Origin of the sequence: Enterovibrio calviensis DSM 14347, from assembly GCF_000621165.1 — a bacterium.
Taxonomy (GTDB): domain Bacteria; phylum Pseudomonadota; class Gammaproteobacteria; order Enterobacterales; family Vibrionaceae; genus Enterovibrio; species Enterovibrio calviensis.
Genome location: NZ_JHZA01000007.1, coordinates 283,573 through 299,576, shown reverse-complemented (window position 1 = coordinate 299,576; position 16,004 = coordinate 283,573). Strand labels below are relative to the sequence as shown.

15 protein-coding genes are annotated in these 16,004 nt (G+C 45.2%); 9 read left to right on the top strand and 6 right to left on the bottom strand.

What is annotated here, in order from left to right; genetic code table 11:
* Positions 1 to 155 precede the first annotated feature (155 nt).
* Positions 156 to 2,162, top strand: a complete 2,007-nt coding sequence (locus tag Q365_RS0106185) for an exoribonuclease II (RefSeq protein ID WP_028022525.1) — start codon at positions 156 to 158, stop codon at positions 2,160 to 2,162.
* A gap of 646 nt (positions 2,163 to 2,808) precedes the next feature.
* Here Q365_RS0106185 and Q365_RS0106180 read toward each other — a convergent pair.
* On the bottom strand, positions 2,809 to 3,057 hold the full coding sequence (locus tag Q365_RS0106180) for a hypothetical protein (RefSeq protein ID WP_028022524.1): 249 nt from the start codon (positions 3,055 to 3,057) through the stop codon (positions 2,809 to 2,811).
* Positions 3,058 to 3,177: 120 nt separating this feature from the next.
* Between Q365_RS0106180 and Q365_RS0106175 the strand changes: the two genes are divergently transcribed.
* Together Q365_RS0106175 and Q365_RS0106170 are read left to right on the top strand one after the other, a co-directional pair.
* The gene (locus Q365_RS0106175) at positions 3,178 to 4,044 is read left to right on the top strand and encodes a LysR substrate-binding domain-containing protein (protein WP_028022523.1); all 867 of its coding nucleotides are present in this window, start codon (positions 3,178 to 3,180) and stop codon (positions 4,042 to 4,044) included.
* Positions 4,045 to 4,176: 132 nt separating this feature from the next.
* Positions 4,177 to 4,701, top strand: coding sequence for a C40 family peptidase (locus Q365_RS0106170; protein WP_028022522.1), 525 nt, complete (start codon positions 4,177 to 4,179; stop codon positions 4,699 to 4,701).
* A gap of 41 nt (positions 4,702 to 4,742) precedes the next feature.
* On the opposite strand, the gene Q365_RS0106165 is transcribed toward Q365_RS0106170, so the two are convergent.
* Positions 4,743 to 5,450, bottom strand: a complete 708-nt coding sequence (locus Q365_RS0106165) for an SDR family NAD(P)-dependent oxidoreductase (protein WP_028022521.1) — start codon at positions 5,448 to 5,450, stop codon at positions 4,743 to 4,745.
* Positions 5,451 to 5,579: 129 nt separating this feature from the next.
* Here Q365_RS0106165 and folM point away from each other — a divergent pair, with 129 nt between their 5' ends.
* The 5 genes from folM to Q365_RS0106140 all read left to right on the top strand — a co-directional run bounded on the left by folM (position 5,580) and on the right by Q365_RS0106140 (position 9,267).
* The gene (folM, locus tag Q365_RS0106160; protein ID WP_028022520.1) at positions 5,580 to 6,293 is read left to right on the top strand and encodes a dihydromonapterin reductase; all 714 of its coding nucleotides are present in this window, start codon (positions 5,580 to 5,582) and stop codon (positions 6,291 to 6,293) included.
* A gap of 18 nt (positions 6,294 to 6,311) precedes the next feature.
* A complete protein-coding gene (gene folX / locus Q365_RS0106155) occupies positions 6,312 to 6,674 on the top strand; it encodes a dihydroneopterin triphosphate 2'-epimerase (protein ID WP_028022519.1) in 363 nt (120 codons plus the stop codon).
* Positions 6,675 to 6,814: 140 nt separating this feature from the next.
* A complete protein-coding gene (locus Q365_RS0106150; protein ID WP_028022518.1) occupies positions 6,815 to 7,354 on the top strand; it encodes a cytochrome b in 540 nt (179 codons plus the stop codon).
* A complete protein-coding gene (locus tag Q365_RS0106145) occupies positions 7,351 to 7,920 on the top strand; it encodes a YceI family protein (RefSeq protein ID WP_028022517.1) in 570 nt (189 codons plus the stop codon). The genes Q365_RS0106150 and Q365_RS0106145 overlap by 4 nt, the downstream gene beginning before the upstream one ends.
* Before the next feature lie 213 nt (positions 7,921 to 8,133).
* Complete coding sequence (locus tag Q365_RS0106140; protein ID WP_028022516.1) at positions 8,134 to 9,267, top strand: amidohydrolase; 1,134 nt, start codon at positions 8,134 to 8,136, stop codon at positions 9,265 to 9,267.
* Positions 9,268 to 9,400: 133 nt separating this feature from the next.
* Here the strand turns inward: Q365_RS0106140 and Q365_RS0106135 are convergent, their stop codons facing one another.
* From Q365_RS0106135 to Q365_RS0106125, 3 genes are all read right to left on the bottom strand, one after another.
* On the bottom strand, positions 9,401 to 10,816 hold the full coding sequence (locus Q365_RS0106135; protein ID WP_245621506.1) for an MFS transporter: 1,416 nt from the start codon (positions 10,814 to 10,816) through the stop codon (positions 9,401 to 9,403).
* A 628-nt stretch (positions 10,817 to 11,444) separates the two neighbouring features.
* Positions 11,445 to 12,500: a 3-deoxy-7-phosphoheptulonate synthase AroG gene (aroG, locus tag Q365_RS0106130; protein ID WP_028022514.1), complete on the bottom strand. Its 1,056-nt coding sequence runs from the start codon at positions 12,498 to 12,500 to the stop codon at positions 11,445 to 11,447.
* Between the two features lie 198 nt (positions 12,501 to 12,698).
* On the bottom strand, positions 12,699 to 14,159 hold the full coding sequence (locus tag Q365_RS0106125) for a cobyric acid synthase (RefSeq protein WP_028022513.1): 1,461 nt from the start codon (positions 14,157 to 14,159) through the stop codon (positions 12,699 to 12,701).
* A 208-nt stretch (positions 14,160 to 14,367) separates the two neighbouring features.
* Here Q365_RS0106125 and Q365_RS0106120 point away from each other — a divergent pair, with 208 nt between their 5' ends.
* Positions 14,368 to 14,919, top strand: coding sequence for a hypothetical protein (locus Q365_RS0106120; RefSeq protein WP_245621505.1), 552 nt, complete (start codon positions 14,368 to 14,370; stop codon positions 14,917 to 14,919).
* A gap of 100 nt (positions 14,920 to 15,019) precedes the next feature.
* On the opposite strand, the gene Q365_RS0106115 is transcribed toward Q365_RS0106120, so the two are convergent.
* Positions 15,020 to 15,907, bottom strand: coding sequence for an AraC family transcriptional regulator (locus tag Q365_RS0106115; protein ID WP_028022511.1), 888 nt, complete (start codon positions 15,905 to 15,907; stop codon positions 15,020 to 15,022).
* Positions 15,908 to 16,004 lie beyond the last annotated feature (97 nt).

Genomic DNA, 16,004 nt, shown 5'->3' with positions numbered 1-16,004 from the left:
TCATCGGCATTAGATTTCGCATTCCCGTTACATCAACTTTGGGAGTAAACACGAATATTTAGCCTGTCTTTATCAACAAATTGTTAGATTACACACCTTGGTTTTAGCGGCACGAATACGTATAGTGTGGCGGTTCACATTTTGAGATCAGGCTAATGTTTCAAGACAACCCGTTACTTGCACAACTAAAACAACAGATTAAAGAAACCATTCCTAAAAAAGAAGGTACGATAAAAGCGACTGAAAAAGGCTTTGGCTTTCTTGAAGTAGACAGTAAAACTAGCTACTTCATACCCCCTATCTACATGAAAAAAGTCATGCATGGTGACAAGGTCGTAGCTCTGATCCGCACCGAAAAAGAGAAAGAACTGGCTGAGCCGGATGAGTTATTAGAGCAATCTATTACACGATTCATTGGTCGTGTAAAAATGATCCGCGACAAATTGAATGTCGTGCCTGACAGCCCACAGCTTAAAGACGCTATTCGCGCAAAAACTCGCAAAGGGTTGAGCCACGACGCGCTATCTGAAGGCGATTGGGTTGTTGCGACCTTGATTCGCCACCCACTGAACGGTGAGAACGGCTTTTTCTGTGAAATCAGCGAAAAGATCACCGATGCAAACGACAAAATCGCACCTTGGTGGGTAACGCTGGCAAAACACAATCTGCCAAATCAAGAGCCAGCACCTCAAGACCATTGGGAAATGCTGGATGAGTCTTTGGTTCGCGAAGATCTCACTCAATTGCCTTTCATCACCATCGATAATGCATCCACGAAAGATATGGATGACGCGCTTTACACCGTCGCGAATGCCGATGGAACATTTACGCTAACTATCGCCATTGCCGACCCAACTGCTTATGTGGCCGAAAGCACGCAGTTAGACAAGCAGGCGCGTGATCGTGGCTACACGATCTACTTGCCAGGCCGTAACATTCCAATGTTGCCACGTGAGTTGAGTGACGATTTGTGTTCTCTGCGTGAAGAAGAAGTGCGCCCTGCCCTTTGCTGCCGAGTGACCGTGCAAGCAGATGGCACCATCACTGAAGACGCAAGCTTCTTTTCTGCCACGATTAAGTCTCAAGCCCGTTTGGCATACGACAACGTGTCAGATTGGATTGAAAATGGTCACAGTGACAACTGGCAGCCTAATGAGGTGATTGCAGAACAAGTGTCTGCTCTTCACAGCCTTGCAAAAGCACGTGTTAACTGGCGCGAAACCCATGCTGTTACCTTCCCAGATCGCCCGGACTACCGTTTCGAGCTGAGTGAGGACAATGATGTTGTTGCAATTCATGTCGATGCTCGACGTATTGCAAACCGCATGGTCGAAGAAGCGATGATCACTGCAAACATTTGTGCTGGTCGCACCCTTCGTGAACATTTCGGCTTTGGTGTGTTTAACACGCACGCAGGTTTTTCACCGGAAAAAATGGCCGATGTGGTTGAGCTAATTAACCAGCATGGTGGTGATGTTTCTGCCGAAAACCTCGAAACTATCGAAGGGTTCAGTGCCCTGCGTCGTTGGTTGAACACTCAAGAAACGAGTTATCTTGATAACCGTATTCGCAAATTCCAGTCATACAGTGAAGTAGGTAATGCACCATTGCCACATTTCGCAATGGGCCTAGATGTCTATGCGACGTGGACATCACCTATCCGTAAGTATGGCGACATGATTAACCATCGCTTACTAAAAGCTATCGTTCGTGGCGAAACAGCGGCACAAACGCCCGACGACATGATCGGTGACGAGCTTGCGCTGCATCGTAAGCACCACCGTATGGCTGAACGTGATGTCTCTGATTGGTTGTACGTACGCTTGTTGAAAGACAGCGTACGTGAGAAGAAAACCTTCCTTGCGGAAATTTTCGATATCAACCGTGCTGGCATGCGTGTTCGTTTACTGGAAAACGGTGCAATGACGTTCATTCCTGGCTCTTTGGTTTGCGAAAACAAAAAACGCGTTGAATGCAATGCAGAGGCTGGAACCTTATCTGTTGATGGCAACAAGGAATTCCAACTTGGCGATCAAATTGAAGTGATTATCACTGACATCAAAGAAGCAACGCGTTCAATTGTTGGCAAGCCGACAAAAGAATTTGCGGTGATCGCAGAGAAGAACGAGACTGACGAAAAAGTTGTCGCTAAAAGCGAATAATCACTCAGCGTCGTAAAAAACCGCAAAAGCCAGACCTCGTCTGGCTTTTTTTTTGTCTGACGCATGTTGCATTGTCTATACCCAAGTTTCCGGCCAACTCACAAATTTTGGGCAATAAAAAACCCGGTCCATGGAGCCGGGTCAGGTTACTATTTGACTTTTCATTGCTTTCGCAAAGTAAAGTCCAGCTATGCAGTAACGCCAAAAATTGGACCAATTACTAGGTTGTCGGCGGCCAAACCAAATCCTGATAATTGTTTAATGTCCAAACCAGTTTGCTCTATGCAAACCTCGTTTTTATTCAAGTCTTCCAGATAAACAACAACACTATTAGATGTCTAAATCACGTTGTTACTCATCATGTTATATAAATCTTAGACCCTGAAATTAGAATTATCCAATTTCATGTCCAATTAGTTTCACAATTTATCTGTGTGAATTCGCCTCAATCACGAACAACATCACACCACAGTTGGATGACAAACATATTAAAGACACAAACCCATTCAAGCTGCCTCATTGATGAGACCAATGCCAAACTCGCTTTCACGAGATCTAAAGCAAAAAAAAACCGCATCTTCATTAAAAGACACGGTTGGATATGCGATGCATACTGCCAAAGGACTCGTTTCGGTAAATCTGTTCGTTAAAAAGTTTTTTGGCGCCTTAGCTGTCTAATTTTGTGGTCAACTTGAGCGCGAGTGAGCCCAACATCTAACAAGAAATGCTCATCGTTTCGCTTGTGCTCAAGCTCACTGATCAGTTGATACCTGCGCCATTCAGACCACGCACGATGAATCACATTAGCAATGAAGCCGCCTTTTAGATTTGTCTTTGCGTGAGAATGCTTAATGGTTTGCTGCACACACGCTGATCTTGCTGCTTTACTCTTCATGATGATTCTCCTCGTGGTCTTGTTTTAATTCGCCTCCCGACTTGACAGTTCAATAATTAAACAATTTAATTGTTTAGAAAAGCCAATCTTTTTAACAAAACACTTCAACGGAGCTGAAGTATGACGAATTTTGACATCGACCAACTCAGAACCTTGGTTGCTATCGTCGACTGCGGTAACTTCGCAGCAGCGGCCAATAGCGTTCACAGAACGCAATCCGCAGTCAGCATGCAAATGAAAAAGCTGGAGGAAGTCTCTGGCGTAGCGCTTTTTCAAAAACAAGGCCGACGTCATGTCCTTACCTCCCACGGAATGACGTTGGTGAGTTATGCTCGGCAAATGCTCGTGTTGAATGATGAAGCGATGGCACATTTTCACAGCCCTGAAATGAATGGCACGGTGAAACTCGGGGTATGTGATGATTATGTAAACCTCGTCTTTCGACGCATTCTTACCGGATTTTCTGAGCGTTACCCTAACCTTCAGCTATCTGTTCAAAGCAACAGCAGCCAACGTTTACTCAAACAAGTACGCGATGGACGCCTAGATTTGGCTCTTATCAATATTCATGACCAAAGCTACCCCGCGACGCAGTTATTTACGGAGCAGTTAGTTTGGGCTAAAGCCAAGCATGTGACGTTTTGCAAAGATCGCCCTTTACCATTAGCCGTTGAAGTGGATTGCCGCTGGGGACGACTTGCCATGGACATTCTGGACCGCGCTGGCGTACCCTATCAGGTGGTGTTATCTGCTGCAGATTTTCACGGTTTGAATGCAGCCATCGAATCAGGCATGGCCGTTTCGCTTATTGCAGCATGTTCAGTCACTGAAAGCATGGATCTGTTGGAGTCGCTAAACGGACATTCTTTGGAAACATCGATTGCCAGTGGATTAAGTCTAAAACCTGGCGCGAGTGAGCCCGCGGTGCTTGCTTTGGCTGATTACATCACTGAGTGGTATATCCGACGCAATCAAAATGCGGCTTAATTGACGTTGATGCAGTGTCTTATTGCCTTATTCGTGAGAAATATCAAACACCGCTGAACAATAGCTATTGCTCAGCACGATGTGCATATTTAGACTCAGAATATCGACCAATAGCAGGTGTTTTACCTAGAAATGCGCAAACTGATTACTTCAAATGCCATTGCACTCACCTGTATGCTGCTCATTGGTTGTGAATCTACGCAATCCGAGAATGCTTCTACAACAACTAACGCCTATTACAACACCAATAGACCCAACTCATTAGCGCCTATGGTTGACCCAGAAAAACCATTGGATCTCGCTCTCATTCAATATTTTGAAGAGTGGCAAGGAACACCGTATCGCTGGGGTGGCGCTACGAAAAGGGGCATTGATTGCTCTGCGTTTACCCAGCAAGCCTATCAGGCTGTTTTTCAACACTCGTTGCCACGAACAACAAGACAGCAAGTCACCCAAGGAAATAAAACGTCTCTCAAATCAGCCTCGTTTGGTGATCTCATCTTTTTCAAAACTGGCTCAAGGCGTTACCACGTTGGCATATATATCGGTGACAAGCAGTTCATGCACGCTTCATCCTCAAAAGGTGTGATTATCTCAACGCTTGATAACCCCTACTGGTCTGCCAGAATTTGGCAAATTCGAAATTACTTACCTTAGATTTTCCTAAGACCTACGTCGACCCGTCGAAGGCATTATTTCTACCAAGGAATCACTGACCCGTCATGGTGGAAAAGATGGCCTGAATGGCTCGCATCCATCGTTTCAAATTGCGTAAGTATTCGATTGGCTGTGACTGACGGCGTGTACAGCTTTTCCTTTGGCCAATTAGTGGTGAATGGATCTGACAGTGAACTCGGTGTGGTTCCGGGATGCATAGCAACAACGACACAGTTTTTCGCGCGGCGTTGCCATTCAATCGATAGGGTTTTGATCAACATATTGAGAGCCGCTTTGGTCATACGATAGCTGTACCACCCTCCCAAGTTGTTGTCTTCAATACTGCCGACTTTTGCACTCAGAGAGATCCATTTCAGGCATGATTGTGACGTGAGCAATGGCCCTACTGCTTGTGCAAGGTGAAGATGAGGTAATACATTCCCCATCATCGATTTTTCTAGCCATTCATCGGTCACTTGGCCCAGATTCTTTTCCGGCTTGTAGTGATCGCTATGAAGCACACCAGCGCAGTTAACAATGCCCATAACTTCAGGCATATGAGGCTTAATCCATTCGCGAATAACATCAATATTTTGTGGATCGCTCATATCAACACACAAGTGATTTGGGCTGTCGTTCGACTGCCTACGACTGATCGTTATCACCTCGCATCCTTTAGATGAAAACGCGTCAACTAAAGCCTTTCCAATCCCACCGTGTGAGCCAGCCACCAATACCGTCTTCTGCATCTTATTCCCTAAGTGTATTCTGCTAAAATCATGTAATTATTGATTAACAAACCATTCACTGATCTTTTTGTTCGCTTATTCGTACTGTGTTCGGCAAACAGAAATGTGCTTACCTCGGACTAGTTATATATGACTCAAAACACCATAGTGATCACCGGCGCCGGACAAAGAATTGGTTTCGCTCTTGCCAGACACTTTGCCGAGAGTGGCAGCAAAGTGATTGTGTCTTATCGAACAGACAAACCTGGTGTAGAGACACTAAGAAAATGTGGTGTTGAGTGTATTCAAGCAGATTTTGGTTCTGATGGAGGAATCCACCAGTTTGCCCGCACGTTGGCCGAAAAAAATATTTCTATCCGAGCGCTTATCCATAATGCTTCCGATTGGAATGCTGAAAAAAACACGGATGATTATGCAGCCCTTTTAGACCAAATGATGCAAGTACATGTTAAAGCGCCCTATCTGCTTAATCAGGCCCTTGCGCCATTTATGTGCGCAAATAATCAGGCAGGCAGTGACATCATCCACTTTACTGATTATGTTGTAAGAAAAGGCAGCGCAAAGCACATAGCCTACGCGGCAAGCAAAGCAGCATTGGAGAATTTAACGCTGTCTTTTGCGCAAAAACTTGCCCCACAAACCAAAGTGAACAGCATCGCGCCCGCGTTGATTATGTTTAACGATGATGACAACGAAGAATACAAACAGAAAGCGCTGTCGAAGTCTTTGATGAAACTGGCACCTGGAGAAGTTGAGGTGGTGAATGCAGTAGACTTCATTTTGAACAGCAATTACATGACTGGCCAAAGCGTCAATCTTGACGGTGGTCGAGCACTAAAATAACAAAACGGAATGACAGCTATGCAAAATGCGATTATCACAATCACCAATCTTCGCCTTCGCACTTACATCGGCTTTAATCCCGATGAACAAGAAAAGAAGCAAGATGTCGTACTCAATCTTGAAATTCACTACCCTGGCGACAAAGCATGTTCCAGTGATGTGGTCGATGAGGCGCTCAATTACAAAGTGATCACCAAAGCGATTATCGACCACGTCGAAAATGGGCGTTTCCTATTGCTAGAGAAACTGGTTTCTAGCGTACTAGACATCGCCAAGAGCCATCATTGGGTGACATTTGCACGCGTGACCATAGACAAGCCCCATGCTTTAAGGTTTGCAGATTCGGTCTCGCTTAGTCTGAGCTGGCAGCAAGAAGAATAGCTTCTCCCTTGCACCAATTCTCTGTTGACCAATAGTTTCTTCTAATTTTTCGAACAAGTCGTTCAGGGTTAGCGTCTTAACCTTTTCGATTAGTTGATTATAATTCTCATTAACACTAATCATATGGACACGTAACGGAAATGGAAAGAAGTGAGCAGTACGGCCTTACTTTGCGCTTAATACACTGGCTAAGTGCTCTGACTGTCATTGGGTTGTTTGCAGCAGGTTGGTGGATGGTCGATTTGACCTACTACAGCACCTGGTACAAAACAGCACCTCACTGGCATAAATCTGTTGGTATTTGTCTTGCCGCTCTAACGATATTTCGTCTTGTTTGGCGTTCAGTCAAAGGAACACCAAGCATACAAGGCAACCGATTTGAAAAGATCGCCGCGCATGCAGCGCACAACATCATCTACGTGCTATTGCTCGTGATCTTTACTTCAGGTTATTTAATTTCCACTTCTGATGGGCGTCCCATTGAGGTTTTTGACTGGTTTTCTGTGCCATCATTCGGGGAGCTATTTCCCGATCAATCTGATATCGCAGGGAACATTCATTACTACGCCGCTTATGGGCTAATTGGCTTGGTGATTTTGCATGCCGCCGCTGCACTTAAGCACCACTTTATTGATAAAGATAATACGTTACGGAAAATGATTGGAGGCAAATCACAATGAAAAAGACGCTTATTGCTCTAGGGCTTGGTGTAGCAACTGTATTCTCTACCGCAGCCTTGGCTGATGACTATGTCATCGATACAAATGGCGCTCATGCATCAATCAACTTCAAAGTGCCACATCTCGGTTACAGCTTCATCAAGGGTCGTTTTAACGATTTCGGTGGTAACTTTTCCTACGATCCAAGCAATGTTACGGCTTCCAATATCGTCGTAAACATCGATACAACTAGTCTTGATTCTAATCACGCGGAGCGCGACAAACACCTGCGCAGCGATGATTTCATCAATGCTTCAAAGTATTCCACCGCTACTTTTAAAAGCACATCAGTCGAAGAAAACGGCGATGGTACGCTCACCGTCAACGGTGACCTGACTTTGCATGGCAAGACTAATCCAATTGCAATTCAAGCCAACTTCATTGGTGAAGGCAGCGACCCATGGGGTGGTTACCGTGCTGGTTTCGAAGGTTCAACGCGCTTAGCGCTTAAAGACTATGGCATCGCTGTCGTGGGTGCTTCAAGCTATGTTGACTTGGAATTGCATGTCGAAGGCATCCGTCAATAACATCGGCATTTCTTAACGCATTATTCCCCCTATAGATAAAGGGCAGGCTAACGCCTGCCCTTTTTGCATTTTGCAGAATCCTTGCTTCAGTAGACTCAGATTTGTCGAAAAACAACTCTGATCTGATCACACTTTATAGTCGATCTAGATCACATATTTAGCTCATGTCTGAGCGTAGAGTGTGGGGCTGATTTCTGTGAGCTTGGTGGAGCAATGTTCAACCCAATTCTGTTTCGGCACCATTTACACAAAATGCCAGAATTGTCTGGTGAAGAAAAAGAAACGAAAGAAGTGATTGCGCGAACGTTACGTTCATTTGGCTATGAGCCTATAGAAGGCGTTGGAGGTCATGGGGTTATTGTTAAGATTGAAAGTGATCAGACAGGCCCTCACCTTTTGTTTCGGGCCGATATGGATGGGCTTCCTATCAATGAACGCGCAAAGCATGAGCATGGTTCACAACGCATTGGTGTGATGCATGCTTGTGGTCACGATGGCCACTCTGCGAGCTTAATGGGGTTGGCGCATCGGCTTTCTGAACAACAGTTGCAACGGGGTTCAGTCACCTTACTCTTTCAACCGTCAGAAGAAAATGGCGAAGGCGCACGCTCAATGCTTGCTGATGACAATTGGTCACAAGGCTCGATTGATTATGCCTTCGGCTATCATAACGTTCCTGGCTTCGCTCTAGGGCAAATCCTCTGTCGAGATAACACCTTTTCTTGCGCCTCAACCGGTGTTTCTATCAAGTTTACCGGAACCACAGCGCATGCGGCTTATCCAGAAACGGCAATTAACCCTGCACGTGCCATTCGACAACTGATGATTGATATCGAAACCTTTCCTTCAACCATTACGAATGGGTTAACCATGTCGACCATCGTTCACATCAATCTAGGTAAACCTGCGTTTGGTACGACACCGGAAACTGGCGAGTTAATGGCAACCCTGAGAAGCGACAGCAATAAGAGTTTTGCATCCCTTTGTGACCACGTGAAAGAGCGAGCGCAATATTACGCGAACCGTGACGGCTTGAAACTGGACATAACTTGGGTTGATTCATTCAGTGCGACCATTAACCACAGTGAAGCCAACATGCTACTCAAACAAGCATGTAAGGACCTAGGGTTCGATTTCATCAATCTTGAAGAACCCATGCGATGGTCAGAGGATTTTTCAGAATATTCGAAGGTGTGGCCTTCCGCTTTTTTTGGCATTGGCAGCGGTGCTGAACATCCACCTCTTCACGATCCTCATTACGACTTCCCCGATACCTTGATAGATATCTCCAGCAAGCTGTTTGAACAAATCATTAAAGACATGAACGGGCTTAGAGCCCAAGGCTGATTTAACGCGGGTTCTCTATATCAGCCATTCCAAGCACCCGGAAAACAAAAAGGATGAGCCAAGCTCATCCTTTTCATTATTGTCATCGCTTAAATTGTTTTCGTCAGTACGAGATCATGATAGCGAATCTCAGCTATAGCTCACCGCGCAATTCAACAAGCTTGGCTTTAATGGCGCGTGCTTTTTCTTCAGACAAATCATAATTCCACATTACAAGAACGGCGAGTGCTGCTGTCGTCGCAGGGATCAGAATGTCTGCAAGGCGCAATTGAATCAACGTCTCAGCTGATTGACTAGCGGCACCTGGGTCAAAGCCCACCATCTTAATCACAAGACCACCGAGGATAAGCGCCAGTGCTTGACCGAGTTTTACCATCAACCAATAGATAGCACCGAATGTCCCTTCGCGACGTGGCATGCCGTTATCCAGTTCATCCATATCACAAACGTCAGCAGTCATGCTCATCATGAGTGTAAACAAACCACCAATACCGAATGACATCAAAGGAATCGGCATGAAAATTAGCCAAGGATTAGACGGGTCGAAGCTGAACCATTTCAGGCCGTAACCAACAATGGAGATCAAGGTTGAAATGATAAATGCATTTCGCTTACCGAATTTTCTCGCCATGTAGCTAATGATTGGAATGACCAAAAATGCTGTGGTCATTGCACTCACTGTCGCAAACCACGCTGGCCAGCTGCCCGTTGCTCCGTAGTCACCATCGAACATGTGGAAAACGATGATGAAGAAACTAAACGAAGCAACAAGCTGGAAGCCATTGAAAACAAGGAAAGTTGCGCCACAGAGTTTTACGAATGGGCGATTTTTGAATACTTTCTTGATGCCGGAAAATACAGAAATCAAGTTAGTCCAAAGCGTAGCGAAAGAGATTTCAGCTCGGTTCTCCATCTTGCTGTCATCAATACCCTTACAAAACAAGCCCGGCAAAATACCGAGAACGATACATGCACCTGCAACATAAAGTGACAGTTCACGCACGCCGTCCGCTTGTGTAGGGAAGAGATCAGGGTCAGCAATAAGTACCCAGAACCAAGGAACAATCATCCACGCAATTTGCCCCATTGTTTGAGCAAACGCCATCAAGCGCGTACGCTCGTTGTAATCCGAGGTCATTTCATAACCTAGTGCCACAAACGGCGTAGCAAACATGGTGTTACCGATAGTGAAGATCAGCGAGAAAATGAGGAAATACCAAAAGTTGTACGCTTGAGATGCTTCAGGATCGAGTTGCCAGAGTAAGGCGAAAAATACGCCACTAAGAATGGCACCAACAACAATGTAAGGTCTTCTTCGTCCCCAACGTGATTTCGTATTGTCCGTAATAAAACCCATAATTGGGTCAGTCAGGGCATCAAAAAGTCTTGGTAAACCACCCAGTAAACCTGCCAAGAATGGGTCGATACCAAATGCGGTAATCAGGAAGAACGAGAACACACCTAATGCACCGGGCAATAAGTTGAGTACTAGTGTACCCGAACCGTATGCACCCTTTTGAGTCGTAGGCACGCTTTTTTTCGCTTCCATAGTGTGATTTTCTGTAGCTTCTATCTGTGACATCGCTCTTCTTGTTAACCGTTTGTGAATTTGGTATCGCAATACTAACTAGGTGTTGCGCGTCACATCAAACTGGTATCAAAGAAGAGTTGACCACATTTAATTACTTTGAAAGCGCTTTCTTTTGTGGTGGAAAATGAAAATCACAACATTTACTGTATAAAGCATGCTTTAACCACCTGTCACAGAACTATCAACTAAACTGACATGAAAATGCAGTATTTTACGCATAAGTGATAAAGCAGACAGTAAAATGGATATTGATGTAACAAGTCTCAATAATGACTCGTAATTCATAGCGATATAGCGCATCTGACGTATTCAATATTGATAATATAAATCAATGACTTAATTTTTCGCATCAAATACTCAATACCCTAACGTTGTTACGCGAATGTAACGAAAGCGCTTTCTTTAAATATTGAAAATGGTGCGGGTTGCATACTGTCGTGCACCACTTTGGTGAGTGCAATACGCTTTTAAGTAAGTCATCTAAACTGCACAGGTCGCACGTAAAGATCAAGAAAGCCAGAAGGTGAAATTCACCTTCTGGCTTTGGATTTTAGTTTCTCGCGAAATTGGCGTGTCTGATTAACGCTTATTTAGCTGCGCGACGCTCGTTGACTGCATCCGCCAAACGTTGAAGCACTTGCTCAGTGTCATCCCAACCAATACAAGCATCGGTGATACTCTGTCCATAAACAGGCGCTTTGCCATCAACAAGATCCTGACGACCTTCGACCAAATGGCTTTCAATCATCACACCAAAGATTGCATCGTTTCCACCAGCAACTTGATTTGCTACATCATCCGCAACAACAACCTGACGTTTGAAATCTTTGCTGCTGTTCGCATGACTAAAGTCGATCATTAGCTTATTACGCAGTTTCGCCGCATCTAGCTGAGCCGTGATCGCTGAAACATGTTCAGCCGAGTAGTTTGGCTCTTTACCGCCACGAAGAATGATATGGCAATCTTCATTACCCGCCGTTTCTACAATGGCAGAGTGACCGTATTTAGTTACAGACAAGAAATGGTGCGGTGATTCAGCCGAACGAATCGCATCTGTAGCGATCTTGATGTTGCCATCCGTGCCGTTTTTGAAACCTACAGGGCATGACAGACCAGAAGACAGTTCACGGTGAACCTGTGACTCGGTAGTACGAGCACCAATCGCACCCCAGCTGATAAGATCACCCATGTACTGTGGCGTAATCATATCAAGGAACTCACCAGCAGTCGGCAGACCCATGTCGGTGATATCAAGGAGCAGTTTACGACCAATTCTTAAACCGTCGTTAAGCTGGAAACTGTTATCCATGTACGGGTCGTTGATTAAGCCTTTCCAGCCGACAGTGGTGCGTGGTTTTTCGAAATATACACGCATAACAATTTCAAGCTTATCAGCATGAAGTTCACGCAGTGCTTTTAGTTTCTTACCATATTCCACAGCAGCTTCTGGGTCATGGATAGAACACGGACCAATGATAACCAGCAGTCGGTCATCATTGTCATTGAGAATATTGTGGATTGCCTGACGAGCATTAAACACTGTCTCAGACGCTTTTTCAGTGGCCGGAAACTTCTCCAACACTGCCACAGGTGGCAAGAGTTCTTTGATGTTGCTAATGCGTACGTCGTCTGTTTGATAAATGCTCATTCTTTCACCTTGCTGCTCGCTAAGCATTGTTCATACTTGAAGTTGAACAATGTGTTTCCCTACATAATGAGTGATAACTTATCGCCATTCCGAACAGAGTGCAAACCTATTTTTACAGATATTTTATAATTTTTATTGCATCAATATATTGACCATCGAAAAATATGTGCTATTAGAATAATGATTTTTCGTTCAAAAGTCGGCAGGCCAAAGCTTGTTGAGATCTAACGATGCTTCCAATGCGTCAGCTAATACATTGATACTACGCTCTCTTTCAGCTTCTAAGCTTATTTCTTCCACTTCACCCAAACCCGCCCATGAGAGCAATAGCGAACACGCTTCGGGGGAATCAAAAACGCCATGCCAGTAGGTACCCAATACGTTGTTATCTGCGTTAATTTGGCCATCCAACCCATTTTCTGACGAAATCAGCGGCTCACCATTTGACGAAGTCACGCCCATGTGAATCTCATAGCCGGTTACTTTTGCTTGCTCGCCACAGAGTGTCAGTGTGCCTTCTGTTCGAGTCAGTACCTTCTCACGCTCAATCACCGTATGTGTATCCAAATAACCAAGGCCATCGGTTTTGAGCATCGGCCCCTCAATCTCATGAGGGTCTTCTATGACATTACCAAGCATTTGATAGCCGCCACAAATCCCCATCACTTTGCCGCCATAACGAAGGTGTTTAGCGATTTGTTGATCCCAGCCATAATCGCGAATCGATTCCAAATCAGAAATAACGCTTTTGCTACCTGGCAGAATAATGAGGTCACAAGGCGGTAGCGGTTTACCCGGCGCTGCAAACTGCAAGTTCACTTGAGGATGAATTCTTAGGGCGTCAAAGTCCGTATGATTGCTGATTCGCGGTACAACGGGAACAACGATGTTAAGCACGTCACCGTCTGCTAACTGAGTCTGAGAAACATCAATAGCATCTTCGGCATCCAACATCAGCCCCTGAAGATACGGAACAACACCAATCACGGGTTTTCCTGTTTTCTCTTCGAGCCAATCAAGACCCGGCTCTAACAAAGAGATATCACCCCGAAAGCGATTGATCACAAAACCAATAACACGATCTCGTTCTGACTGAGACAAGCAGTCCAAGGTGCCCATTAAGTGCGCAAAGACACCCCCTCTATCAATATCGGCAACAATGATCACGGGAACGTCAGCTTCTTCTGCAAAGCCCATGTTCGCAATGTCGTTCTCACGCAAATTTACCTCTGCGGGGCTTCCTGCTCCCTCAATCAACACGCAGTCGAACTGCCTTTGAAGAATGGCGAAAGACTCCATAACTGGGGTCATTGCAAACTGCTTGTATGATTGAAATCCAATCGCGTTCATGGACTGCGTCGCTTTGCCTTGAACAATGATTTGCGCACCGCAGTCTGAGTTAGGCTTAAGCAAAATGGGGTTCATATGCACGGTTGGTTCAACGCCGCAGGCAAATGCTTGAAAGGCTTGTGCTCGGCCAATCTCTCCCCCATCAGCCGTGACTGCACTGTTCAACGCCATGTTTTGAGATTTAAACGGAGCAACATGAATACCACGGCGAGCAAGTACGCGACCAAGCCCTGCGACAAGCACGCTTTTTCCAGCGTCAGACGTTGTACCTTGCACCATGAGAGCGCGAGAAGTTGAAAGCATGAGAAGACCTAATTCTATTTTTTGAATCTAAAGCACTGATGAAGCGTGCAAAGATACCACACTGTTTGCAAAAAAATGCCAACGCAACCAGTTGCTAAGAAATTGTTTGCCATAGTGGTCAAAATTATGGACCTCCCTGCTAAAGGTTTACGTCAGTAACTCATACACTTAATACATTGTTACAAGTTCAGACAAGGCAAGGAATGCTGTGAAACGATTATTTAAGTTACGCGTCATCCAATGGGTATTCGCTTTAATGGGTGCGTTCTCTGCATCCTCTATGGCTACCAATTTCAACTACACCAATTTAGAAATTGGCTTCACAGGTAACCCTTCTGGCTTGGGCGCAACGGGCAAGTTAGTTTTTATGGACGGCGCACATTTTGTGGTGAGCGGTAGTAGCCAATTTGAAGGAGACTGGATTGCTTCCGGCGGAGCGGGTTTTCATGCGCCTATTAATGGATTTGTTGATGTTCACGGAGATGCTCGCGTTTACTCAGTGAAGTTCCCTGAAGACGACAAACATGATTTTGGCGAGCTTGCTTACGGTGTCAATGTTGGTGTGAGGGCTTGGATCCTGCCGCAGATTGAAGCAAACGTACTGGTAGGACAGGTTGCTTTTGACTCCGACGACACACGAAGTGTTGTTGAATTGGGTGGGCGTTTCCACTCCACCGACATGCTATCCATCGGGGCAAGTTACCGTGCCAATGGTCTATACAAAGAGCAATTTTACTTTAACGTTCGTTTCGAGTTTTAGTACTGAAAGACTATCCAACAACACCCTTCATTTACACCAAAAGCGGCAAGTTTCGACTTGCCGTTTTTTGTGGATTCGTAGCACGCAATCCATGTTCCAGTTAACCAAGCGAACCGATTAAAGAACGAGCTTCACTCGGTGTAAACCCAAAATAGCGCTTAAATTCTCGACTAAATTGAGACGGACTACTGTAACCAACCCCGTAGGATACTTCAGCCACTTGAAGCCCCGATGAAAGCATCGATCGGGCTTTATGCAGTCGTAATGACTTCACATACTGCATAGGTGATACCGATGTGACTTTACGAAAATGTTCATGCAAGGTGGATGAACTCATGCCCGCAACGCGAGTAATTTCTTCGATATCAATATTACGCTCGAAATGCTGCTCTAGGTAATGAACGACGCGAGCAATGCGATTCGCGCCAGCATGATTGCTCACACTGTTTCTTAGCAACCCTCCACACGGGCCCTTTAAAACGTGGTAATACAGTTCTCGCTTCAGCGATCCTGCCAGTATTTCTTCATCCATTGGGTTATCAAGTGTATCCACCAAGCGCCGAATCACATCCGCAATCGGGTCGGTTAGATTCGTCGAATGCGTCAGCGTCATTTGTTGTTCTTCATTCGACTCTTCTTGCCAAGGTGCCATCTCCATCATCAACTGACCCACTAAGTGCTGATCGATAGCAAGACTGAGCCCGACATAAGGCTTGTCTTTACTCACATCAGACAATGTCGCTTCAACGGGCCTGGTCACCGAGTTAATCAGATAGCTGTGAGCATTGTATGTGTAGGACGTTTTACCCGTGACAACACGCTTCTGCCCCCTCAGCACAAAGCAAATCGTCGGCTGCAAAACGATGGGGATGACCGACACATTCGAGGAGCATAGAAACAAATTCATGCCGTCTATTTTCGTGCATTGGCAGCCTTCACTTTTGATTTTCGCAGCCACTTTATCAGCCAAAAACGACTCAAATTGCATATGTCATTCATCCCTATCTCAGTCCAACATTTCGTAGAATTATGACACTGAATGAGCAACTAAAGTGAAACCAAACTGATATTCCGTAGTTTTAGGC

Bases quoted from the DNA above. Each gene is read 5' to 3' on its own strand.
- Q365_RS0106185 (WP_028022525.1), top strand. From the start codon at position 156: ATGTTTCAAGACAACCCGTTACTTGCACAACTAAAACAACAGATTAAA.
- Q365_RS0106180 (WP_028022524.1), bottom strand. From the start codon at position 3,057: ATGAAGAGTAAAGCAGCAAGATCAGCGTGTGTGCAGCAAACCATTAAG.
- Q365_RS0106175 (WP_028022523.1), top strand. From the start codon at position 3,178: ATGACGAATTTTGACATCGACCAACTCAGAACCTTGGTTGCTATCGTC.
- Q365_RS0106170 (WP_028022522.1), top strand. From the start codon at position 4,177: ATGCGCAAACTGATTACTTCAAATGCCATTGCACTCACCTGTATGCTG.
- Q365_RS0106165 (WP_028022521.1), bottom strand. From the start codon at position 5,450: ATGCAGAAGACGGTATTGGTGGCTGGCTCACACGGTGGGATTGGAAAG.
- folM (WP_028022520.1), top strand. From the start codon at position 5,580: ATGACTCAAAACACCATAGTGATCACCGGCGCCGGACAAAGAATTGGT.
- folX (WP_028022519.1), top strand. From the start codon at position 6,312: ATGCAAAATGCGATTATCACAATCACCAATCTTCGCCTTCGCACTTAC.
- Q365_RS0106150 (WP_028022518.1), top strand. From the start codon at position 6,815: ATGGAAAGAAGTGAGCAGTACGGCCTTACTTTGCGCTTAATACACTGG.
- Q365_RS0106145 (WP_028022517.1), top strand. From the start codon at position 7,351: ATGAAAAAGACGCTTATTGCTCTAGGGCTTGGTGTAGCAACTGTATTC.
- Q365_RS0106140 (WP_028022516.1), top strand. From the start codon at position 8,134: ATGTTCAACCCAATTCTGTTTCGGCACCATTTACACAAAATGCCAGAA.
- Q365_RS0106135 (WP_245621506.1), bottom strand. From the start codon at position 10,816: ATGGAAGCGAAAAAAAGCGTGCCTACGACTCAAAAGGGTGCATACGGT.
- Q365_RS0106125 (WP_028022513.1), bottom strand. From the start codon at position 14,159: ATGCTTTCAACTTCTCGCGCTCTCATGGTGCAAGGTACAACGTCTGAC.
- Q365_RS0106115 (WP_028022511.1), bottom strand. From the start codon at position 15,907: ATGCAATTTGAGTCGTTTTTGGCTGATAAAGTGGCTGCGAAAATCAAA.